Below are 21045 nucleotides of genomic sequence, written 5' to 3' on the forward strand. Positions count from 1 at the left end.
ACTAACCTCTTGCCGCAGCTGATTTTATAGCTTCTGCTTCACGTACTTGCTGAGCATCAAGCTCCTGCTTTACACCAAGCTCAAGAAGCTGGTTCACATCAATAATAAGAGAAACTGAACCGTCTCCAAGCACTGTCGCGCCAGCAATTCCTGGAGAAGAAGTAAACTGATCCTGAAGTGGTTTTATTACAACGTCCTCTTCGCCAATAAGAGCATCAACCATAACGCCGATTTTCTTTTCCTGAGAACCAACAATGACAATAAAGCAATATTCATCATTATCTGTCTTGCGGATATTAAAGAGCCGTCCAAGACGCAGAATCGAAATAACTTCATTGCGCACATTCAAAACTTCATAGTTGTCAATTGTATTTATTGTGTCAAGTTTTACACGCTGGCTTTCAATAACATTGGCAACCGGAATAGAGTAAACTTCTTTTCCAACACGAACCAAAAGTCCCTGAATAATTGCAAGCGTAAGCGGAAGTCTTATTGAAAACTTTGAGCCTTTTCCTCTTTCGCTTGTAACATTGATTGTTCCTTTTAGTTTTTCAACCATTGTCTTTACAACATCAAGACCTACACCGCGTCCAGAAACACTGCTGATTTTATCGCTTGTAGAAAATCCCGGAAGGAAAATAAGATTATAGGCGTCTTGATTTGAAAGAATTTTATTAGGGCTTATAAGACCTTTTTTAATCGCCTTTTCTCTGACTTTATCAACTTCAATTCCCGTGCCGTCATCTATTATGTCAATGACAATCATGTTGCCTTCATTTGCAGCGCGCAAAGTCAAAGTTCCAGTCTCGTTTTTTCCGATTGCCTTTCTTTGTTCCGGCGGCTCAATTCCGTGGTCAACAGAATTTCTTACACAATGCATAATCGGATCTAGCAAATCATCAACAACAGTTTTATCAAGTTCTGTATCTTCACCTTCAATAACAAGGTTGACTTTTCTGCCTAAATCACGGCTTAAATCACGGACAACGCGCGGAAATCTGTTGAAAATAGTTCCAATAGGAACCATTCGGATTTTCATAACGCCTTCCTGAAGTTCGCCTGTAATGCGTCCAAGATTCTGCGTTGTAGAACGGTATTTTGTAGAAGAAGACTTAAAGTCAGTTTCAAAAGCATCGAACCAAGAAGACATAGAGCCGAATTCTTCTGTCATCTTCTGCATGATTTCTTTCATTTGACCACCGTTTTGAAGCTCTTCAATATACTTCGGCATACATTCCATAAGACGGCGATGCTTTTCTTTGAAAGAAAGATTCAAATTCTGAAGTTTTACCTGCAAGTCAGCCATGTGAAGTCCATTCTGGTTAAACGCGGCTTTTGTAATAACAGTTTCAGAAACAAGATTCATAAGATTGTCAACACGCTTTGAATCAACTCTTAAAATTGAAGACTGATTTACAGCATGACCAGCAGCAGGCTTTTTTGCAGGTTGCGCATTGTTCTGTGCAGGCTCAGTTTTATTTTCTTCTGCCGGCGAAGCAACTGTAGTCTCCGCAGGTTCAGGCTGTTCTTCAGCAACAGGAGCAATCTGAACTTTTTCCTGCGCAGGAGGCTGTTCAGCAATAGGAGCGGCAACAGCAGAAGAAGCACCAGAAACCGGCTGGGCATCAACAGCAAGAGTTACATCATCTAAGAAAGCCGCATCTTCAAGGGCAGAACCTTGATTTGCAGAAGAAACATAGTAAACAACCTGCGGATGAAATTCGTCCTCGTAAAGCTCTTCAAAATCAGGAACAGTCTTTAAAACAGTTCCGCAATTTTTTAGAGCCGCAAAAACCTGAATTCCACCAACGCTGTTCATTGGATTTGATTCATCAAAAGTGACATTTACAGACCAAAGTTTCTGGTCTTCTGGAACTGCATTTTTAAGTTCCGTATATTCATCATCAGACAACGGCGGAATAGGCGGCATTCCACTGGAAGCCTGAACCGCTGGCTTTGGCTCACTGGCAACTGGTTTTTCAGCAGGAGCAGCACCAAGCATTCCAGACGGAAGTTTTACGTGCGCGCCTTTTTTTGGAACTTTTGCCGGTATAAATGAATTGATTTTCTGGACAATAGGAGTTATATCTTCCTGATAAACAGAACCATTGCTTCTTGCGTCAAGCATAGCTTTTATAGTATCTATAGAAGACAATAAAACATCAACAATAGGTTCAGAAACTACAACAAGACCACTTCTAAGCGCATCAAGCAAATCCTCTACATCATGGCAGAATGTTGCAAGTTCATTCATTTCCACAGTAGCCGAGCCGCCTTTCAATGTATGCGCCGCCCGGAAAATTTCATCTATGGCATCATGATTTGAAGGGTCATTCTCTATTACAAGAATGTTGCTTTCAAGAGTCTCTACCTGCTGTTCAGCTTCCGAAAAAAAATCCTTTAGAAGCTCTTCATTATTGGCATCAAGATAATCACTCATAAAGTATATTTTAATCGAATCTAATAAAAAATCAAGTAAAGTTTAATCTTTTTTATTAGAACATCTCAAAAAAATCCAATTGTTAAGTTTTTTTTTATTCTTCCGAAAATCAAAGGACGGAAAGTTTTTTCTTTATTTTTTTTCACTGAATTTTTCCGCACGGAGGACTAATTGAAACGATTTCTTTGCGCAGCCGCCATTTCAATTTCAGCAGCTTTAAATTTATTTGCATTTGAAAGCCCGTATTTTAACGGATACACAGGATTTCTTTCCGGAATCCAAAATGAATACGACTCTGAAAGTTTTGATCCGGCTTTTACAGGAGAAACTTTTTTTGCAGGTCAGATTGACTTTGGCGGAAAACTTTTCCTAAGAGGCGAATTCTATGCCAAGGCAAACGACATTTTCAAATATGACTCTTTGAACGGAGACACTCCAAACTCATATCTTAGAGTTGAAGAACTGTCCGCAACATACACAGTCAATTCCGCGCACGCTTCTCATTATATAAGCCTTTACTACGGAAATTTTGAACCGGTCGGCTCGGATTTGTTTCTTCAGCGTCAGTTCGGAATAAAGCCAATCCGCTCTTCATTTACAGAAAGTTTCCGCGGACTTGCAGGAGCCAGTTACTACCCTCTTTACGCACAGGGAATCGGCTACACATTTCACCCGGAAGGAAATTTTGCGGCGGGAATAAATCTTTACAAGAACAAGGCTGCGGAAGATGAAAATCAGGATGACGTTCTGAATCTTGACTTGAGGATTGCTTCTCTTGCTGGAATTTCAACAATAGATTTTTCAGCGGGACTTGCGCTTCCTTCCGAAGTAAACAGCGAAGACAATGACGCGCTCGTGTACATAAAAGAGCTCCAGCTTCACGGCGGATTGAATTTTCTTATAGGAAACAGAAACACAACTTCTCTTTTGATTCAGGGCGGTGTAAACAAATACATTTTGAGAAAAGACAACAGCGATTCAGATTCAGATTCAGATAAGATAGAAATGAAAGATATCTGGGCGTTTGTTGAGCCAAGAGCACAGGGAAAATACATTTCCATTGACACGTCTGGATTTATTTTTCCAGCGGAAGCGGCAGAAGACATGATTTTTCTTAGAAACATCATAAGAAGATACCCGGGAACAGAAAATGTTCTTGGAATGAATTTAAATATCCACACTGACAGGCTTTACGCAGGAGCAACACGGCTTTCTGTTGGAGCGCACACGACTTTTGCAGTTTCGCGTATTGATCCAGACGGAGATGACAAGCAAGAAAACAGCCTTTGTATTTCGCCTTATGCAGGAATTGAAATTCTTGGAGGAACACTGAACGCATCTGTTTCTGTAAATTTGCTGGATCTTAAAAGCGATCCGGAAAAAAGCTATTCAGCTACAATCGGATTTAAAACAAAATTCTAAAAGCTAAGCGATTTCTTCCAAGGAGTAGCCTATGCCGCGCGCAGTTCTTATCCGTGCGTTGACATTGAGCTGCTCCATTTTTTTTCTGATAAAGGAAATATAAACTTCAACATTATTATATTCCGCGGCACTGTTTCCACCCCAAATTTTTTCTATAATAAGCTCTTTTTTTACAACCTGATGCGGAAACTCAAACAAAAGTGTAAGAATCAAAAGTTCCTTCAAAGATATTTTCATAGATTCGCCGCTGGAATTTTGAATTTCGCATGAATTTTTATCCAGTAGAAAATTTCCTATTGAAACTGTGCTTGACTTGAATTCACCTTTTCTACGTGTAAGAGCTTTTATTCTTGCAAGAAATTCTTCAAAAGAAACAGGTCTCCTAATATAATCGTCCGCACCGGAATCAAGACCTTCAACAATTTCGTCAACAGAAGGATTCTCAGACATAAGAAGAACCGGAACAAAATTTTTTTTCGCGCGGAGAATTTTTACCACCTCAAGCCCGCTCATCTTTGGAAGAGCAGATCCAATAACAAGCGCATCATAAATTTCATAAGAGGCATATTCAATAATTTCTGTTCCAGTGTAAACTGTGTCAGTTCCAAAATGATTTTTTTGCAAGAACTCCGCCAAAGCCTGGGAATTTCTTACATTGTCATCGGCAAGTAAAATTCGCATAAAGTTTATTATAAGACAAATTTTCAGGAAACAAAAGGGCGAATATAAAAATTGTGATTTTAGTTTTAAAAACAAAAAAGCTGTCCAAAACAATTTATTTCAGACAGCCAAAAATGTTCTATAAAAAATTAAACAAGCTTGAATTTTTGCTCAACATAAGGCTCGCGTACAACCATTACAGAACAGTGCGCGCTTCCAATTATTTCGCTGTCTTGGGAAGAAATCACATCACGTGAAAGTGAAGAAAGATGGTCAAGGTTTTTTGCACCGCCTAAAAGTATAAGATCAGCCTTAAATTCATCTGCGGCAGTAATAATTTCAGACCAAACAGCGCCTTTGCGAATTTCAGTTTCAATCTTTACGCCTTTTGACTTTGCAAGATCTGTCACATAATCCAGATTTTTTTCACTGTCAGATTCCAGACTTTTTGCAATAGACTCGCCTTCCTGCGAAACCATAAATTTCTGCAAAGTAAGATACTTTATGGAAGCAATGTCTACAACACTCACAACTTTTACTGCGCACTTGTAGACTTTTGCCATAAGAATTGCGTACAAAACTGTATGAAGAGAAGAGCGGGAACCATTGTAGCCAACTACAACCCGCTGAAAAAGAGGTTTTATCATTTTTCACCCTGCCTTTTTTTTAAAGACTTCATAACGAAAACATTATCACGTTCCCGTTCCTCAAGAACACCTTCAATATACTTCACAGTTTCCTTGTCCTGCGGAATAACCGTTTTATCCAAAGCATTTACGCGGCGCTGGGTTTTCTTGACTTCAAGAGCAAGCCTCCAAGCGACAGTTCTTATGCTCGCCATTTTTGTCAGAAGCGTCAAAAACTCAAAAAAATCCGCCATGACTTCATCGCTGTCTGCAAAACTTCCCATAAAAGAAGAAAAAAGCCTTCTCTGCGGAAGATTCACATCGATTGTTGTAAAAGACATTCCTGCAATTACGGCCGGCTTTTTTGTAATTTCAAAGTTGTAGTCAATTCCGTGCGCAATCCGCTCAACACGGTCGCCGCCGACAGAAACAAGCATTTTTTTCAGCGCAGGATAGGCTTTCTGAACGCACTTGTCAATCTGATTTTCCAGAAGCTTAACCTGTTCAACAATCCGCATAAGCTCCATTACAAGAATCTCGCGCTTTTGCTCAAGCAAGTCGTAGCCTTCAGTGCTGATTGCCAGCTGCTCTTTTATCGCGAGAAGATTCGATTTTGTCGGAGCAATATTCAGTTTTGCCATAGTCAGTTCTCTAAAGCTTTTGGAAGATATTTGTCAATCATTTCATTCTTGATTCTGTAAAGCTCTTCACGCGGAAGAATACTAAGCATTTTCCAGCCCAAGTCAAGAGTCTGATCTATTGAGCGGTCTTCATATTCGCCTTGGGTAAAGAATTTCGCTTCAAGCTCATTTCCGAATTTCAAGTAGCACTGGTCAAGCTCTGAAAGCTCCTCTTCGCCAATAATAGAAGCAAGGTTTCGGATTGATTTTACTTTACTGTAAGCGGCAAAAAGCTGGCTTGAAACAGGCGCATGATCTTCACGTGTCATGCCTTCACCAATTCCGTCTTTCATAAGGCGGCTCAAGCTAGGAAGTCCTGATACCGGCGGATACATCCCCTTCTGGCTCATTTCGCGGTCAAGAACAATCTGACCTTCCGTGATATATCCTGTAAGGTCAGGAATCGGATGCGAAATATCATCGTTCGGCATAGAAAGAATAGGAATTTGTGTAATTGAACCTGTGCTTCCCTGAATTTTTCCTGCACGCTCATAAAGCTCAGCCAAATTTGAGTAAAGATAGCCCGGATAACCTTTTCTTCCAGGAACTTCACCGCGCGTTGTTGAAATTTCACGCAAGGCTTCGCAATAGTTTGTCATATCTGTCATAACAACAAGAACGTGCATATTGCATTCATAGGCAAGATATTCAGCGGCGGTAAGAGCGCATCTCGGAGTAATAATACGTTCAATGGAAGGCGCATCAGCCAGCGACTGGAACATTACAACTTTTGACAAAACTCCAGACTCTTCAAAAGTATGCTTAAAAAACTGCGCGACATCGTATTTTATTCCCATGCCGGCAAAAACCATAACAAATTCTTCGTTGCTATTGAGAATTTTAGCCTGACGGATAATCTGGGCGGCAAGCTTGTTGTGCGGAAGTCCGTTTCCAGAGAAAATCGGAAGCTTTTGTCCGCGGATGAGCGTGTTCATTCCGTCAATTGAAGAAATTCCTGTCTGAATAAAATCGCGCGGATAAACACGTGCATAAGGATTTATCGGATTTCCGTTTACATTTACTTTTTTGTCGGAAATAATCTGCGGATAGCCATCTATAGGCTCGCCAAGTCCGTTGAAAATGCGTCCAAGAAGCCCTTTTCCAACACGCAGTTCCATTGGCTCTTCAAGGAATTCCACAGTTGTATTTTCCAAGTCAAGACCAGTTGTGCTTCCAAAAATCTGAACAATCGCAGTTTTTTCATTCAAATCTATAATGCGTCCAGTCTTTTTTTCACCGTTTTTATCGCGGACATAAACAACTTCGTCATAAGAGGAATTTTCACTGCGCTTTACAGCTACAATCGGTCCGTCAACAGAAGTCAGTCCTGTATATTCAATTCCTTTCATAGTGCAACATCCTTGCGGTACATTCTTTCAAGTTCCGCCATCTGATCGTCAAGGTGATTTTGAATAGTTGTAAGCTCGTCAAGCTTGTCGTTTGGAATTTCGCTTTTTGCCCTGATTATTTCATTTCGTACAGGAAGCTCGGTAACTTTCAAAAGCGGACAGCCGGATTTTATAACCTTTAGAGCTTTTTCATAGAAAGTCATCATAAGCAAAAGTATATTCACCTGTTTTTCAGGAACTGCATAGGCATCAATTGAATCAAAAGCATTCTGCTGCAAAAATCCGTTTTTAATCATTTCGCAGACAGTAAGAATAAGACGGTCGCTGTCCGGCAAAGCATCAGCTCCAATCAAGCGGACAATCTGCTGAAGACGCTGTTCACGCTTGAGCAAGTCCAAAGCCTGAACACGGATTGCAGACCACCGAGGATCAAATTTGTCCCACCAGCCTTTAATTTCCGCGGCATATTCTGAATACGAATCAATCCAGCCAATAGCAGGATAATGGCGTGCATTTGCAAGCTCACGGTCCAACGCCCAGAAGCAGCGGATAAAACGCTTTGTATGCTGGGTTACAGGCTCAGAAAAGTCGCCGCCCGCAGGAGAAACAGCTCCAATAACAGAAACTGAGCCTTCTTTTCCGCAGAGAGAATTAACACGACCGGCACGCTCATAGAATTCAGCAAGACGAGTCGGAAGATACGCAGGATAACCTTCCTCAGCAGGCATTTCCTCCATACGGCCGGAAAGCTCACGCAAGGCTTCTGCCCAACGGCTAGTCGAGTCCGCCATAATTGCAACGTGCATTCCCATGTCGCGGTAATATTCGGCAAGCGTAATTCCAGAATAAAGCGAAACTTCGCGCGCCGCAACCGGCATATTTGAAGTGTTTGCAATCAAAATTGTGCGTTCCATAAGAGAACGTCCTGTACGAGGGTCTATCAAAGTCGGAAATTCAGTCAAAACATCGGTCATCTCGTTTCCACGCTCACCGCATCCAATGTAGACAATCAAATCCGCATCGCACCATTTTGCAATCGCGTGCTGGGTCATTGTTTTTCCAGTACCGAATCCGCCTGGAATTGCGGCAGTTCCGCCCTTTGAAAGCGGAAAGAAAACATCAATTACACGAAGACCTGTAACAAGCGGCTGGCTTACTTCGAGTTTCTGCGAAAAAGGACGAGGCTTGCGCAAAGGCCAGTACTGGCTCATCGAAATATTTTCACCAAGCTCTGTAGTAGCGATTGTCTCATCAATTGTATAAGAGCCCTTTCCGGCAAAAGTCTTTAGAACACGTCCGCGGATTGTCGGAGGAACCATTATCTTATGAACAATAGAACCAGTTTCCTGAACAGTTCCAAGAACCATTCCCGGAGCAATGGAAAAACCTTCGCACATTTCTTTTCCATCAGAAGGATGAGCGGCAGGAATAAATTCCCATTTCTTTTTATTATCGATAGGCTCTGTGCGCTGTCCAGGAAGCAGGAAAACTCCGCCGTCTTCATACATTTCTTTTAGCGGACGCTGAATTCCATCGTAAATTGTGCCCACAAGCCCAGGACCAAGTTTAAGTGAAAGAGGTCGCTCGCTAGAAACAACCTGCTCGCCAACGTGCATTCCAGTAACATCTTCGTAAACCTGAATTGTAGCTTTTCCTTCACTCTGGCGGATTATTTCACCAATAAGCTTCTTTTCACCAACATCAACAACATCGTAAAGTCCACATTTTTCAAGACCTTCAGCATAGACTATAGGACCTGAAATTCGGGTTATTTTTCCAGTAATCATTCAGGCAACCTCCCGCCAAAAAGAGTCTGTGCAAGAACTCCTCTTTTTTCGTCTAAAATTTCCTTTATTTTTTCATCAAGCGTCAAACGGCAAGTAACAGAACCGTCCAAAGACTTCAATATAATTCCTTCCTTTAGATTGAATCCTTCAAGACTTTCGCGGGAAACAAGTTGAACGTCTCCAGCCTCGCATGAAGAAAGATTCTGCGGAAAAACTTCTTTCAGCATAGATTCAGCATCAGAAAGATTGAATCCAACAACAACTGCTGAAATTTTCTTTTCCTGAATTGCTTTTTTTGCACGCTCACAAAGACTTTGTATAACAAGAAGACGTTTTTTGTCTCCGATAGATTCAAAATACTTATTCATAGCTTCTATAATAGAGCCATAAATGAAAGAAACCAGATAACGCTGCTTTTCAAGAGGAAGCGACGCATTTATATTTTTTTCATAAACAGCAATTCCTTCCGCGGAGATTTTTTCTGCGTCTGACTTCGCCTTTACAATGCGGGCTTGAACTCCGTCAATGAGCTGCTTTGCGCTTTCGACCGCTTTTGCAAGAATTTTTTCTGCTTTTTTTACACTGTCAGAACGAATTTCTTTGTCCAGAACTTCCGTTGAACGTAATTCTTCCATAAAAAGTCTTCCTTGTATGGTTTCGGTATGAACCTTCCGCACAAAATAATTAGTTTTATAAGCCCCCTAAAATTCAGAGCAAGGGCAGTTCTTTCTGCATACATAAAGCCTTGCAACTGGATTTTTTTAGTTTTGCTTAAAATCCAAAATCGATGAATAAAAATTAAACTTGAATTCCAACTGCTTCCCGGATTGAATCAGTAAGAGTTTTTCTTCCCTGAATGTGTCCCTGAAGCCCAGGAATTTCCACAATAAGAGGAGCTTTTCCGTGCATCTGCCAAGACTGAATTTCCTTGGACAGCATATCGGCTATGTCTTCCGTAAGAATAAGAACCTTTGGTATGTCACCAACGGAGCCTACGGAAGAATTTTGTCCGGTTGCCTTGTTAAAAGCATCCAAAGCTTCCTGTCTGTTAGAAACAGCCTTGCCTTTTACGCCCGCAAGCATAAAGCCAAGAATCAGTTCCCGTTCTCCAATTACAAAATATTCCATGATTATGCTTTTATGCCAGACTGAATTTTAAGAAGATAGAAGTACCCAAAATTCAGTCTTCAGCAAAAAATTCTATTACATTATCATAATGAACAAAGCAACAAGGAATCCCCAAAGACAAATACCTTCAGCAAGACCTACAAAAGGAAGCGCCTTTCCTGAAAGCTCTGCGTTTTCGCTCATTGCGCCCATAGCAGCTGAACCGATTTTTCCAACAGCAGAACCACCGCCAATACAAGCGATTCCAACAGCAAGAGCAGCAGCTACATATTTTATAGCTCCAGCATTAGAAGCCGCCTGTTCTACAGCCTGCTCTTCAGGAACAGAAGAAGCCTGCGCAAAAACGCCAGCAACAGCAACCAAAAGCATCATTGAGAGAGCAACCAAAAATTTCTTGTTCATAATAAAAACCTCTTGTTCTAAAAATTCTATAAATAAACTGCAAAAAGCAGCTGTCCACAAATTAAACTGTCTCTTTATAAACAAAAGAGAACGGCTTGAATTCCCGTCCTGTCTCGCTAAAGAATTTCGAGAAGAACTCGTAATACTGAAGACGCACAACCTGAATTGCAACAATCATTCCTTCAAGAACTACAACAATAGCATTCCCCAAAATGGCTACAGCAATTCCGCCTGCGCCAGGGGCAAGCTCAACAAAAGTATTGATAATATATCCCAAAACTGCGTGGGCAAGAGCAAATGCGCCTACACGGACAAAGCTCACTGTATTTGAAAGATAAGAAGAAATGACTTCTATAATCTCAACTACAGCGCCAATAACTGCGCTAAAAAGGCCGTTTTCCAAAATAGGACGCTCGCCGTCAACAAGTCTCTGGAATATTTCGGAGCAGGCAGTCAAAAACAGCGAAACAGATATAATAACCCAGTCATAAGCGGCAGGAGCATGCTTGAACAGCGCAACTCTAACCGCAAAAATAATCACATACCAGAAGAAAACCGCCCCTGAAATTCCAGTTTTTCCAAACAAAGCTTTTCCAATACGACGCAAAGAAAACTGATTTATTATATTTATTATAAGTCCGCAGCTGTTGATTATAAATCCTATTGAAATCGTAAAGCCAAAGAACGCAAACATTCTAGTTATAGAAGCAGGATCGCTTGAAGGCATCATGTGCAGAATCGGAGCGTGCGGAGTTCCAAAAAGTCCTGTAACCCACAAGGCGAACGGACGCAACAAAGTTTCATTTGCAAAAAACTCGCCAGTAAGAAGTCCCATAATCGTACTGCTTATTCCTATGCAGCAAAAAATTCCGCCGAACTTTTCCCAGCCTGAAATCTTGATTTTTTTAAGGCAGCAAAGAATTCCTATTATAAGGAAGCACAATCCCTGACCAGCATCCCCAAACATAATTCCAAAAAGAACCGTAAAGAACAAAGCCACAAACGGAGTCGGATCAATAGTTCCATACAAAGGCGAGCCATAGCTGAAAATCATGCGCTCAAAGTTTGAAACAATTTTTCCATGCTTAACCTGAACCGGAACCTTTTCCTGTCCGGAAATAACAGACGGAACTTCAGTTGGCAAAAATTCACGGATTCCAGCTCGGCTTTGTGTAAGCTCGTCTAAATCTTTCATTACTTTTCTAATAAGAAAAGCCGGAATCCAACCTGTTATTCTATATACAAATTCCGTGGACTCAAGAGAATTTTCCACAGAATAAATTTGGCTTCCAATTGAATAAATCTGCAAAAGCCTGTAAAGCTCGTCCTTGTGAGTTTCCGCAAAATTACGGCGTTCAGTCTGAATTTCCTCAAGGGCAGCGGCGGCTTCAGTTTTATTCCGCTCCAAAGTAAGCAGAACTTCATCTGGAATTCCCTTAAAATCTTTTGGAACCTGAAGCTCTGTAAATCCTGCCTCCTTAAGCTCCCCGTCCAATGCAAAGCGGGCTTTTTTTGACGAAGCCGCAAGAATTCTTGAATCATCATCGCCAAGCCTTACAATAATTCCACGTGAGCCAAGCCGGGCCTTTAAATCATCAATTTTTTCAGGATCTATTTTTCCGATTCGCAAAGTAAGAAAAGAAAGCGACTCAAGGTCCGAATAAGAAACTTTCAAATTTGCAAAAGCCAAAGCTTCTCTATATGCGGAAACAGCTCTTTTTTCCTCGTCAACGGCAGTAAGCTCTTTTTTGTGAATATCTTCAACTGAATCAATAATTTTTGTCGCGCTTTCAAAATCTGCGTCAGAAGGAAGCGGAACAGAACCTTTGTATCCGTCCAAGTCAGGCAAATCCAAAGCCGCCCTAACCTGCTGAAGCCGCTCAAAAACGGAAGCGTCAGGATTAAGCCTTTTTGCAGAATCGGAAGAATCAGAGGCAAATTCCTGCTGGAACTGAAATTCGCCCAGCTCGCCAAGGTATTTAAGAACAGAATGTATGTCTTCCCGCAAAACCATAAGCTCAATAAGACGCATTGTGGTTGTTCTAGCCATTTATTACCTCCAAGGCTCCAGTCATCTGCATAGCCTGCGATGAGTCAATGCTAAGCCGCAGACTTTCAGAAGCCGTGCGGATATTGTCAAGTTCGTTTCTTTTTATGATAAACCAGCAGACAATCGGGCAAGCCGTAAACGGATATTTATGGAAAAGTTTGTACGCTTTTTTTACATAAAGACTTTTATATGAGTTTGAAATCCATCTAGGATCTATTGTCCATATAACGCCTTCTTCATGCGGATTCAAAAGCCTGCTATATTTCCAGTTTTTCCAGGCATCGTAATTGTCCAGTTCCCAGTCCAGCGTTCTTATAGCTTCATAGGCAAGCGGATCTGAACTTTCCTTTTTTTCTGATGAATATGCCAAAAGCGGAATAATTTCTTCTTTTTGCATTTTATAGTAAAAACGAAGCCGGATTGCCCAGACAATATTGTCTATTCTGATTTTTTCACCAATCAGCTTAAGAATTTCTTCCCTGCAAGACGAATGAACCTGCTTAGCGGCATTCCAAATCGACATAATATAATGGCAGTCAAGCTTGTAATTCGCCAAATGCTGCTCGGAAACAGGAGGAATATTATTGTACCAAGAAAGCGGTCCGCCAAAAGTAATCGAAGCAATGTCCGGCCATTTATCGTAATTTATTATATTGAAAGGAGTTATTTTTTGAATATCAGGAATTTTCTTTTCTCCAAGTGAAAGAGAAGCTGAAATGTCCTTTAAATTCTCATAGTCAAAACTTCTAAGCAAAGTTAAAACAATGCCGTCCGGCTCTGAATAGTTTCCGACAAGTTTTTTGTAATCGTAAATAAAACGTTCAAAGGCTTCCTGCTCCAAGGCATGGGCTAAAAGAGTTTCTGGAACAACAGGAACTTCTTTCTTGAACAAAAAAGCCCACAATTCCTGCAATGTGTGAAAAGAAAACAACTGCCTTGCGCGTTCCCCGACATAAGAGCGGGCAAGCATACCGCTGGCTTTTGCATAAATATAAGAATCAGCGGCGGACTTATCCATTGCCATATCGCTCTCCTATGAAAAAAGAATTTTATCCATAAGAGCGTTAAAAGACGAATAATCCTTTTCGCTTGAATTCAAATTCTGTTTATAAGATTCTAGGTCTGCGGAATGCTTTTTTTCTATAGCGGATTTTGTATCTTTTTCTTTCTGCTCAATTTCTGAAACGACAGAGGAATACTTGGTCTTGAATTCAGATTCAGCCTGAGCGCGTGCAGCTGCAATTTTTTCATCTGCCCTTTTTTGCGCGTCAAGCACTGTTGTAGAAGCTTCTTTTTCTACATCAAGAAGATGTGTAATAATATCAATTTCTTCAGCAGCCATTATGTACTCCAAACAAAAGTTTTACACTTACTCTATTGAGATTCAGCCTCACACAAAGCATCGAAGACTTCCTGCGGTGAAGTTTTTTCAAAAAGTTTTGTTATAAACAGAGGATCTTGCAGAACAACGGCAAGCTCTTTTAAAATCTCAAGAAGAAGATTGTTGTCATTCGGACCGCACAAAAGCATAAATACAAGGTTTACAGGAGAACCGTCCAAAGCGTCATAATCAATACCTTTGCGGCTTATTCCTATTGCTCCGACACAGCCTTTTACAGAACTGCAAATTCCATGCGGAACAGCAACACCATGCATTATGCCAGTGCTCATCTGAGCTTCACGTGCATGAAGAACTGCAAGCGCATCGTCCCTGCCTACTTCCGGATGTTCAGAATGGATAACTTGCACCATTTCCTCAAAAAGCTCGTCTTTATCTTCGCTTTCAAGGTTTACAATTATGCTTTTAGGAGAGAATATTTTTGCAAAAACCATATTACCATCCTTAACAATAGAGCCGCCAAAAACAAGCAGCTTTATTTTTCAGCCGGGCTAAGCTCCTCCTGAAGCCAGCTTCCGTTATCCTCAGAAGAAGTCTGTTCTCCCTGAATTTCCTTTACAGTGGAAGACAAGTCTTCTTTTGCAGGAGCTTTGTTCAAAAGTGAAATTCCAAAAGCAGTTACAAAGAACAATGCGGCAAGAACACCAGTTGTCTTTGTAAGAACACTCGCTGAGCGGGCACCAAAAGCTGTAGACTGTCCGCCGCCAAAAGCGCTTCCCATGCCATTATTTTCTTCATTCTGAACAAGAACAAGAAGAACTAAAAGCACACAGATAATTACAAACGCAATGAGAAGGATTGTTTTTAAAACAGCCATTTTTTACTCCAAACACCGGACATTTCCGGCAAAATTCATTTTTAGTTTCATTATAATAATGAAATATTTCCGTTAGGTCAATTAAGAATCATAAAAACAATAGATTCCAAGCAGCAAGTACAAAATTAATCATATAAAAAATAAATTATCCTTAAACTAACAGTTTCTTAATTGGAATTTTACAGTCGGCATTTATCTTTTTGTAAAACATAATCAACGAGGTTTTTATGAAAAGACAATTATTTTATGCATTGGCTGCAATGGCGGCTTTTTTGCCGGTTTCCTGTGCTTCAACATCAAAGGCAGGAGCAGATTCAACATCTCCGTTTGAAAAAGTCGGCTTGAACGGAAGCGAAGTTTCCTACACTGTTCTTGCAAAAACAAATGACGGCGTGGAAATTCAAAACGGCGGATACGGCTCAGACGCGTGCGCCCATCCAACGGATTCAAGTCTATTTTATTTAGTAACAGACCGCGGTCCGAACATCGATTTTAAGGGGAACAGCGGAAAAGGAAAAATGTTCCCGGTTTCTTCTTACGCTCCAAGAATCGGACTTTTCAAGATGAACAAAGACGGCTCACTTTCGCTCGTAAAAGAAATCACACTGAAATCTCCTGACGGAAAAGAAATAACCGGTCTTCCAAACCCAAACGGAAAAGGCGCGACTGGAGAAATTGCCTACGACCTTGACGGAAACATTCTTGGAACAGACGAATACGGGCTTGACAGCGAGGGAATCGTTGCGATGAAAGACGGAACTTTCTGGATTTCTGATGAATACGGTCCGCACATTGTCCACTACAACGCAGAAGGAAAGCAGATTGAAAGAATAAGCCCGTTCGGAATGGACACAGGAAAAAGGCATCTTCCGGCAGTTCTTGCGCGCCGCCGTGCAAACCGCGGAATGGAAGGTCTTGCAATAACTCCGGACGAAAAAACTCTTGTAGGAATCATGCAGTCCATGCTTTTCAATCCTTCAAAGAAAGAAATTTCAAACAAGCAGCTTGTTCGCATTGTAACTTTTGACATTAAAACTGGCAGCACAAAGCAGTACGCTTATATTCAAAACAAGGAGACAGATTCCACCTGCGGAATTACGGCGCTTTCGAACACAGAATTTGTCGTAATTGAACGCGACGGAAAGTTTTCCGGCGAAAAAGAAGCCCATAAGTATCTTTTCAAAATTGACCTTAAAGACGCGACAGACATAACAGGAGAAAATCCTGAATCGAAGGACGGACTTCTAATAAACGGAAAAACTCTTGAGCAGTGCACAACAGAAGAGATTGAGGCCGCTGAAATTAAGCCTGTAAAAAAAGAATTCCTTGTTGACCTTGTGGAATATCTTCCGAACAAATATCCGCACGACAAGCTTGAAGGTCTTTGGATTTTGGACAGCAATACAATCGCCGTGGCAAACGACAACGACTTTGCAATCAATGTTGAAAATAACCAGCTTGTGCAGAAAAAACTCCCGGGAACAGGCAGAATTGATAACGATGTGATTTACGTAATAAAACTTCCAAGGAGCTTGAGGTAAGGCTTTTAGAAAGATATTTGCTCTGGCTGCGGGCTACTTGGTTTTTGCAAAAACCGAGCTTGCAGCTGGAGATGACATAAAATGGTAATATACCTAGTCCGTTGGGTAAATATAGTGACTTTATTTTGGGAACTTAGTTACTTTATTTTTTATGATTTTCTAGACAAAAGGTGCGATTTTAGCCAATAACTTTGACATCTGTCGCCCGGCCGTTTTTATTTTCAGAATCACTGGCTTTTGGAATATCAACAACTTGGAAATCAACTTTCGTGCCTTTGTCCAATTTATTACTTTTAAACCTAGGATTTATCTCACCCATGTAGAAGAAATAGTCTCCACTTTTATCGTCAGCTGAGATAATCCTGTAGTTCTTTATTCTTCGTTTTATAACTCCAGTTTTCCGAATTTCATTTTCTTTTAAATCTGTTTTTTCCACGAAAAATGTTCTTTGTGGCTTGCCGTCATCTGTCAATTTGAATTTTGAATTCAGTTTTAGAATTAACTCTCTTGGGGATTTTACTCCATAATCTTTTACATTAAAATCAGATTTTTGACGGTAAATCGTTTCCCAAATTTGCGAAAGCAGTTTTGTGTTTGTTCCATTATAAAATGGAGTGGACTCAAACGCAGTTTCAATAAATTTTTCCAGTGAAAAATCCTTTAGATTTACATCCTCATCATTTTCGTTTTTTTCACTCAAAAGAATATCTTCATCTTTTTCATCTAAGTCTTCCAAATATGAAAATTCATTACAAGATTTTATCCAGATTGGGTTGCACTTCGCCTTTTCACCGATTCCAATAACACGTTTTCCTAGCTCACGCAATCGTAATGCCAATGAATGATAACCATTATCAGAAGCAATAATCGCAAACAAATTTATATCTGCGTGGTTTATCGCCATCTCAATAGCATCCATCATTATAAGTTTATCAACGGCCTGTTTTTCGTTATGATGGAATTGCTGAATAGCTGTAATTGGCGTTTTATTCAGCTGGTCTTTCCATGATTTTGTATTGGAAACAGACCAGTCCGCATACGCACGCTGAAAAAGAATATCACCTTTTCCAGAAAGATAATCAATTATCAAGGGAACTTTATCAGCCGGAACATTCTCAGAATCAAAAAACACAGCTATTTTAAATATTTCTTCCATAGGTATCTTCTCCTTACAAATAATTTATCTGCAATTTTCGCAAAACTTTGAAATACACTGAGTCAGATTGCATTTTTTCTGTCTCCTGGTTATTTAAATTTCCTGCTGAATGATTCGGCCGTTTTCTTTTTCTGATTTATAAATACCATAAACATAAGAAGGACTTTCAAGATACAAGCCTGTTTCAATATTTTCTGATGTGTAAAGCCACTGTATTGCCTCAATAATCGGAATTTTAAAATCTTCCATTATAAAAGAAACCAGATCGTCCGTGATGTATTCAATCAACTGTTCCTGCTTAGAGATTTTCAACTCCGGTTTTTAAAAGATATGGCAACGATTTTTCTGTATGAAACGAATACTGGTTTGTCAGTTTTTTGAATTCCATTTCTTTTACCAAGTTTTCAACATAAATAAGCCCGTCGGAAAACTGCCTGAAAAGTGGAATATCAACATTTGAACCGTGATAAAGCGTCATTGAACCTTGCCTCCGTTTTTCTGGCAAATCTGCGTCATATCAGAAACCGCGTCGTCAAAAGAAAGCGTATGCTCAACATCATAAAATTCCGTAAGAAAATCCAATGCTTTGTGCTCCAGCAGATACAAAAATGCCTGAGTTTTTGAAAGCGACTTAGCCCGTGCAAATTCATTTACACACGCGACCGTATACCGGATTTGATTTTGTTCCTGATTTGACATAAGCAGATTCTTTTATGAAGCCAACTTTTCAACAAACTTTTCTTTTTCAGACCAAGGAACAACATTTATTCCATAGTTTGAAAACGCCTCATTAACCTGAGAAGCAATAGCTTTCTCAGAATCATTTAACATTGCAAATAGAACTGACTCTGCCGGCCGCTCATCTTTTGTATCAATCCACTTAAAAACAAGATTCATAGAATTTTCTTTTGATGGATTCGTTATAGTCTGCACAAGCCTTTCTGAATATTTTCTTGACTTTGGTATGCTAAAATCAAACATATTGTCAAAACCAGTTTTCCCTGAAAATTTTACTTTCTGCACATAACGAATATCATTTTTATCAAACCAAGCGACAACATCATCAAAAAACAGATTCTGCACTTGAGGCTTAGAAAGATAAAATAAATCATTGACAGCAAGCATAGCCTGAATCAAGTCATGCTTTTTCTGAGGAAAATTTTCTGCTAAAGTTTTTACAATCAACTGATTGTCATCCAGCAGAACACCAAAACCACGAAGAGTTGTATTCAAAATTTCTTTTCGTCTAGGAGAATCCAAATAGCAGCCACAAGTTTTCAAATCATCGATAATATAACCGTCATCTGAAAGAATAATCTTATCGCCTTCTTTTTTGGCATAAATCTGAAGGCAATCATTGTGCCTGTCTAAATACGGTGTTGTTATTTCAGACCAAGTATCATTTATGATTTTTGAAGAAGTATTTTCTTTCAGCCATTTAAAATAACTATCAATAAGAGTATCTATTTCTGTTTTTTTCATACAAATAAATCCTCCTCGATTATTGGCTTTTTTATAATATGGCAATAATCCATAAACTTTTCAAGAAAATCTCCCGGACTTTTACAATCCGTAAACTCGCCTGGTAAGGAATACGCAAATTTATCATTATAACCTTCTTTATAAATATGAAGATGTGTTCCGGCCAGCTGCTCCCCATCAGGATTTTTATGTGGTGCAGAATTAATATCAAGTCTTACAAGCGGAATCGTATTTCTAGCTCGATTTTGAAATTTTGTTCTTGTCAAATCAATATGAGAACGCCAAACATCTAACAAAAAGTCTTCCTTCTTATCGGTTGATGATAATTCAATCTCTATTTTTCCGCCTAAACTTGGAAAAATGTATTTTTGTGAAGATTTACAATTCTTTTCAAGGTTAAGAAGATATTCAATTTCTGCTTTTGAAATTTTATCTGACATATTTATATTATAAACCATTAGATTTTAAGTGTATATAAAGGAATTTGCTAAACAGAAAAAAATCATTTTTAATAATCTATATAATCTCTAAGTCCGCTTGCTCGATGAGGATGCCGCAATCTTCTAAGAGCTTTTTTTTCTATCTGGCGGATTCTTTCTCTTGAAACATTGTAATATTTTCCAACCTCTTCAAGCGTCATCTGTTTTAAATTATTAAGTCCGAACCGCATTTCTAACACTTTCCGTTCCCGCTCTGGCAATGTATGTAAAACTTCATTCAATTGCTCTTTTAATGATTCATAAATAATATCATCTTCAATATGGATATCAAAAGCAAAATTTTCATACGAAATAGCGTCTAAATCAAGATAAGGCAAAAAATACATTTTTAATTTTGGATTGATTTCTAGGTAAAAATCGTCAGATATAATCCCAATGCTTTCTTCTGGAGTTTTTCCTTTTGCAAGATATTTTGAAATTATTCCTAAAAATTCAAAGGTCTTTTGTGAAAAATGAACTGGTAAATCAAAAAAAGAGTTTTTTACGCTATACTTCCGCTGCATCTCACTTAATACTGAAAGAGAATAATAACTAGCAAATGAGTTTGGACTTGTTACATCAAAGTTTTTTATTGCCCGGATTAAACCTATTGTGCCGTTTTGAAAGGCCTCCTCAAAATCACAATAATTTTCCTTTGCAAAGTTATAAGAAATGCGTAAAACCCCTCGCAAATACATTTCTGTCATTCTGTTAAAAGCATAAACGTTTCCGCTTTGAGCTTCATAAATAAGATTTTTCCATTCGCGATGCTGCGGAGGTTTTATGCTTTTTATATGTGCCACGATAATTTTAAAGTCTGGATATTCAGTTAAAACCGTATCAAAAAATTCATCATAATCAATTTGAGCTTTATCATAAATGTCTTCTTCCTCATAAATGATTTCACCTTTTTTCTCTGAAAACAAAACTTTCTTATCTATAAGGAACTGCATGACTTCGTCAGTTTCAAAGAAATCTAGATTATTGCAAATACAGCAATCTGTAATTTCATTCTCAGACAAAAAGCCTTTATTTCGATATTGAGAAAAAAGAGAATTTTGAATTTCTGAAACAGTCATTTTATGATGTTACTCTCTGGCGATTTGTTCCAGTTTTGCCAAAAAGTCTTGGCTTGAATCTTGTTCAGCCTTGTAACGTTCGTGAATTTCTGCAAGAAAATTATTGAGATTGCTAATATAATCATCTTCAGAAGACGGATTATCCTGCTCAATCAGCTTCTCATAAAGAACGTCAATTCCGCCAAGAAGATATTTTTCAAAGATTTCAAAATCTTCTTCCGCTGTTCCTTGCACTTCTCCATTGAAGGCTTTATTAACTCGTTCATTTAGAGAATATTTTTCCTTTTGTGCTGCGAGCATTACAAGTCTGTATGTAAAATACACATCATTATGGTGATTTGTAAATTGACCAGGAAATATTTTCGTAGTTTCATTTCCAGAGTCACTATTTGACATTCTGTTGTAAAGTATTCCTACAATTGGAGCCAAAACAAAAACATCGATGTTGCGTTTAAACAGGCTGTTTCCAGACTGAGGAAATTTTGCTGTAAGTTTATTAACTTTTACTGCATGAGCTCCCTTGAATGAATATTCATTATCAAACATAT

General features: G+C 39.3%; 24 protein-coding genes. 2 read left to right on the plus strand and 22 right to left on the minus strand.

What is annotated here, in order from left to right; translation table 11 throughout:
* Position 1: 1 nt before the first annotated feature.
* A complete protein-coding gene (locus TRESU_RS08255) occupies positions 2-2440 on the minus strand; it encodes a chemotaxis protein CheA (protein ID WP_013701794.1) in 2439 nt (812 codons plus the stop codon).
* Positions 2441-2611: 171 nt separating this feature from the next.
* Between TRESU_RS08255 and TRESU_RS08260 the strand changes: the two genes are divergently transcribed.
* On the plus strand, positions 2612-3862 hold the full coding sequence (locus TRESU_RS08260; RefSeq protein ID WP_013701795.1) for a hypothetical protein: 1251 nt from the start codon (positions 2612-2614) through the stop codon (positions 3860-3862).
* A gap of 3 nt (positions 3863-3865) precedes the next feature.
* Here TRESU_RS08260 and TRESU_RS08265 read toward each other — a convergent pair whose 3' ends face one another.
* From TRESU_RS08265 to secG, 13 genes are all read right to left on the minus strand, one after another.
* The gene (locus TRESU_RS08265; protein ID WP_013701796.1) at positions 3866-4543 is read right to left on the minus strand and encodes a response regulator transcription factor; all 678 of its coding nucleotides are present in this window, start codon (positions 4541-4543) and stop codon (positions 3866-3868) included.
* 128 nt (positions 4544-4671) lie between these two features.
* Entirely contained in the window at positions 4672-5169 is a 498-nt protein-coding gene (locus TRESU_RS08270; protein ID WP_013701797.1) for a universal stress protein, read from the minus strand.
* On the minus strand, positions 5166-5789 hold the full coding sequence (locus tag TRESU_RS08275; RefSeq protein WP_013701798.1) for a V-type ATP synthase subunit D: 624 nt from the start codon (positions 5787-5789) through the stop codon (positions 5166-5168). Before TRESU_RS08275 ends, TRESU_RS08270 begins: the two co-directional genes overlap by 4 nt.
* 2 nt (positions 5790-5791) lie before the next feature.
* Complete coding sequence (locus TRESU_RS08280; protein ID WP_013701799.1) at positions 5792-7177, minus strand: V-type ATP synthase subunit B; 1386 nt, start codon at positions 7175-7177, stop codon at positions 5792-5794.
* Entirely contained in the window at positions 7174-8964 is a 1791-nt protein-coding gene (locus TRESU_RS08285; RefSeq protein WP_013701800.1) for a V-type ATP synthase subunit A, read from the minus strand. The genes TRESU_RS08280 and TRESU_RS08285 overlap by 4 nt, the downstream gene beginning before the upstream one ends.
* Positions 8961-9599: a V-type ATPase subunit E gene (locus TRESU_RS08290; RefSeq protein ID WP_013701801.1), complete on the minus strand. Its 639-nt coding sequence runs from the start codon at positions 9597-9599 to the stop codon at positions 8961-8963. Before TRESU_RS08290 ends, TRESU_RS08285 begins: the two co-directional genes overlap by 4 nt.
* 163 nt (positions 9600-9762) lie before the next feature.
* The gene (locus TRESU_RS08295; RefSeq protein WP_013701802.1) at positions 9763-10092 is read right to left on the minus strand and encodes a V-type ATP synthase subunit F; all 330 of its coding nucleotides are present in this window, start codon (positions 10090-10092) and stop codon (positions 9763-9765) included.
* A gap of 75 nt (positions 10093-10167) precedes the next feature.
* Entirely contained in the window at positions 10168-10494 is a 327-nt protein-coding gene (locus tag TRESU_RS08300) for an ATP synthase subunit C (protein ID WP_013701803.1), read from the minus strand.
* A gap of 61 nt (positions 10495-10555) precedes the next feature.
* A complete protein-coding gene (locus TRESU_RS08305) occupies positions 10556-12544 on the minus strand; it encodes a V-type ATP synthase subunit I (RefSeq protein ID WP_013701804.1) in 1989 nt (662 codons plus the stop codon).
* Entirely contained in the window at positions 12537-13568 is a 1032-nt protein-coding gene (locus TRESU_RS08310; protein ID WP_013701805.1) for a V0D/AC39 family V-type ATPase subunit, read from the minus strand. Before TRESU_RS08310 ends, TRESU_RS08305 begins: the two co-directional genes overlap by 8 nt.
* A 9-nt stretch (positions 13569-13577) precedes the next feature.
* A complete protein-coding gene (locus TRESU_RS08315) occupies positions 13578-13886 on the minus strand; it encodes a hypothetical protein (protein WP_013701806.1) in 309 nt (102 codons plus the stop codon).
* A 32-nt stretch (positions 13887-13918) separates the two neighbouring features.
* Positions 13919-14377 carry a PTS sugar transporter subunit IIA gene (locus TRESU_RS08320; RefSeq protein WP_013701807.1) on the minus strand — a complete coding sequence of 153 codons (459 nt, stop codon included), beginning with the start codon at positions 14375-14377 and terminating at the stop codon, positions 13919-13921.
* Between the two features lie 41 nt (positions 14378-14418).
* Positions 14419-14760 (minus strand): preprotein translocase subunit SecG, encoded by a 342-nt coding sequence (gene secG, locus TRESU_RS08325; protein ID WP_013701808.1) that lies wholly within the window; start codon positions 14758-14760, stop codon positions 14419-14421.
* Between the two features lie 227 nt (positions 14761-14987).
* On the opposite strand from secG, the gene TRESU_RS08330 reads away from it, so the two are divergent.
* Positions 14988-16301, plus strand: a complete 1314-nt coding sequence (locus tag TRESU_RS08330) for an esterase-like activity of phytase family protein (RefSeq protein WP_013701809.1) — start codon at positions 14988-14990, stop codon at positions 16299-16301.
* Between the two features lie 178 nt (positions 16302-16479).
* Here the strand turns inward: TRESU_RS08330 and TRESU_RS08335 are convergent, their stop codons facing one another.
* The 8 genes from TRESU_RS08335 to TRESU_RS08370 all read right to left on the minus strand — a co-directional run bounded on the left by TRESU_RS08335 (position 16480) and on the right by TRESU_RS08370 (position 21043).
* The gene (locus tag TRESU_RS08335) at positions 16480-17457 is read right to left on the minus strand and encodes an NYN domain-containing protein (RefSeq protein ID WP_013701810.1); all 978 of its coding nucleotides are present in this window, start codon (positions 17455-17457) and stop codon (positions 16480-16482) included.
* A 93-nt stretch (positions 17458-17550) separates the two neighbouring features.
* Complete coding sequence (locus TRESU_RS08340; RefSeq protein WP_013701811.1) at positions 17551-17769, minus strand: hypothetical protein; 219 nt, start codon at positions 17767-17769, stop codon at positions 17551-17553.
* Positions 17756-17935, minus strand: a complete 180-nt coding sequence (locus TRESU_RS08345) for a DUF3990 domain-containing protein (RefSeq protein WP_013701812.1) — start codon at positions 17933-17935, stop codon at positions 17756-17758. The genes TRESU_RS08340 and TRESU_RS08345 overlap by 14 nt, the downstream gene beginning before the upstream one ends.
* Complete coding sequence (locus tag TRESU_RS08350; RefSeq protein WP_013701813.1) at positions 17932-18156, minus strand: DUF3791 domain-containing protein; 225 nt, start codon at positions 18154-18156, stop codon at positions 17932-17934. Before TRESU_RS08350 ends, TRESU_RS08345 begins: the two co-directional genes overlap by 4 nt.
* Before the next feature lie 12 nt (positions 18157-18168).
* A complete protein-coding gene (locus TRESU_RS08355) occupies positions 18169-18939 on the minus strand; it encodes a DUF1829 domain-containing protein (RefSeq protein ID WP_013701814.1) in 771 nt (256 codons plus the stop codon).
* Complete coding sequence (locus tag TRESU_RS08360) at positions 18936-19379, minus strand: DUF6978 family protein (protein ID WP_041612341.1); 444 nt, start codon at positions 19377-19379, stop codon at positions 18936-18938. The genes TRESU_RS08355 and TRESU_RS08360 overlap by 4 nt, the downstream gene beginning before the upstream one ends.
* A gap of 68 nt (positions 19380-19447) precedes the next feature.
* Complete coding sequence (locus TRESU_RS08365; RefSeq protein ID WP_013701816.1) at positions 19448-20497, minus strand: sigma-70 family RNA polymerase sigma factor; 1050 nt, start codon at positions 20495-20497, stop codon at positions 19448-19450.
* 9 nt (positions 20498-20506) lie between these two features.
* Complete coding sequence (locus tag TRESU_RS08370) at positions 20507-21043, minus strand: hypothetical protein (protein WP_013701817.1); 537 nt, start codon at positions 21041-21043, stop codon at positions 20507-20509.
* Positions 21044-21045: the final 2 nt, after the last annotated feature.

This window comes from Treponema succinifaciens DSM 2489 (assembly GCF_000195275.1).
Classification (GTDB): Bacteria; Spirochaetota; Spirochaetia; order Treponematales; family Treponemataceae; genus Treponema_D; species Treponema_D succinifaciens.

Excerpts from the sequence above, each read along its gene's own strand:
- TRESU_RS08255 (WP_013701794.1), bottom strand. The coding sequence starts at position 2,440 with ATGAGTGATTATCTTGATGCCAATAATGAAGAGCTTCTAAAGGATTTT.
- TRESU_RS08265 (WP_013701796.1), bottom strand. The coding sequence starts at position 4,543 with ATGCGAATTTTACTTGCCGATGACAATGTAAGAAATTCCCAGGCTTTG.
- TRESU_RS08270 (WP_013701797.1), bottom strand. The coding sequence starts at position 5,169 with ATGATAAAACCTCTTTTTCAGCGGGTTGTAGTTGGCTACAATGGTTCC.
- TRESU_RS08275 (WP_013701798.1), bottom strand. The coding sequence starts at position 5,789 with ATGGCAAAACTGAATATTGCTCCGACAAAATCGAATCTTCTCGCGATA.
- TRESU_RS08280 (WP_013701799.1), bottom strand. The coding sequence starts at position 7,177 with ATGAAAGGAATTGAATATACAGGACTGACTTCTGTTGACGGACCGATT.
- TRESU_RS08285 (WP_013701800.1), bottom strand. The coding sequence starts at position 8,964 with ATGATTACTGGAAAAATAACCCGAATTTCAGGTCCTATAGTCTATGCT.
- TRESU_RS08290 (WP_013701801.1), bottom strand. The coding sequence starts at position 9,599 with ATGGAAGAATTACGTTCAACGGAAGTTCTGGACAAAGAAATTCGTTCT.
- TRESU_RS08295 (WP_013701802.1), bottom strand. The coding sequence starts at position 10,092 with ATGGAATATTTTGTAATTGGAGAACGGGAACTGATTCTTGGCTTTATG.
- TRESU_RS08300 (WP_013701803.1), bottom strand. The coding sequence starts at position 10,494 with ATGAACAAGAAATTTTTGGTTGCTCTCTCAATGATGCTTTTGGTTGCT.
- TRESU_RS08305 (WP_013701804.1), bottom strand. The coding sequence starts at position 12,544 with ATGGCTAGAACAACCACAATGCGTCTTATTGAGCTTATGGTTTTGCGG.
- TRESU_RS08310 (WP_013701805.1), bottom strand. The coding sequence starts at position 13,568 with ATGGCAATGGATAAGTCCGCCGCTGATTCTTATATTTATGCAAAAGCC.
- TRESU_RS08315 (WP_013701806.1), bottom strand. The coding sequence starts at position 13,886 with ATGGCTGCTGAAGAAATTGATATTATTACACATCTTCTTGATGTAGAA.
- TRESU_RS08320 (WP_013701807.1), bottom strand. The coding sequence starts at position 14,377 with ATGGTTTTTGCAAAAATATTCTCTCCTAAAAGCATAATTGTAAACCTT.
- secG (WP_013701808.1), bottom strand. The coding sequence starts at position 14,760 with ATGGCTGTTTTAAAAACAATCCTTCTCATTGCGTTTGTAATTATCTGT.
- TRESU_RS08330 (WP_013701809.1), top strand. The coding sequence starts at position 14,988 with ATGAAAAGACAATTATTTTATGCATTGGCTGCAATGGCGGCTTTTTTG.
- TRESU_RS08335 (WP_013701810.1), bottom strand. The coding sequence starts at position 17,457 with ATGGAAGAAATATTTAAAATAGCTGTGTTTTTTGATTCTGAGAATGTT.
- TRESU_RS08345 (WP_013701812.1), bottom strand. The coding sequence starts at position 17,935 with ATGACGCTTTATCACGGTTCAAATGTTGATATTCCACTTTTCAGGCAG.
- TRESU_RS08350 (WP_013701813.1), bottom strand. The coding sequence starts at position 18,156 with ATGTCAAATCAGGAACAAAATCAAATCCGGTATACGGTCGCGTGTGTA.
- TRESU_RS08355 (WP_013701814.1), bottom strand. The coding sequence starts at position 18,939 with ATGAAAAAAACAGAAATAGATACTCTTATTGATAGTTATTTTAAATGG.
- TRESU_RS08360 (WP_041612341.1), bottom strand. The coding sequence starts at position 19,379 with ATGTCAGATAAAATTTCAAAAGCAGAAATTGAATATCTTCTTAACCTT.
- TRESU_RS08365 (WP_013701816.1), bottom strand. The coding sequence starts at position 20,497 with ATGACTGTTTCAGAAATTCAAAATTCTCTTTTTTCTCAATATCGAAAT.
- TRESU_RS08370 (WP_013701817.1), bottom strand. The coding sequence starts at position 21,043 with ATGTTTGATAATGAATATTCATTCAAGGGAGCTCATGCAGTAAAAGTT.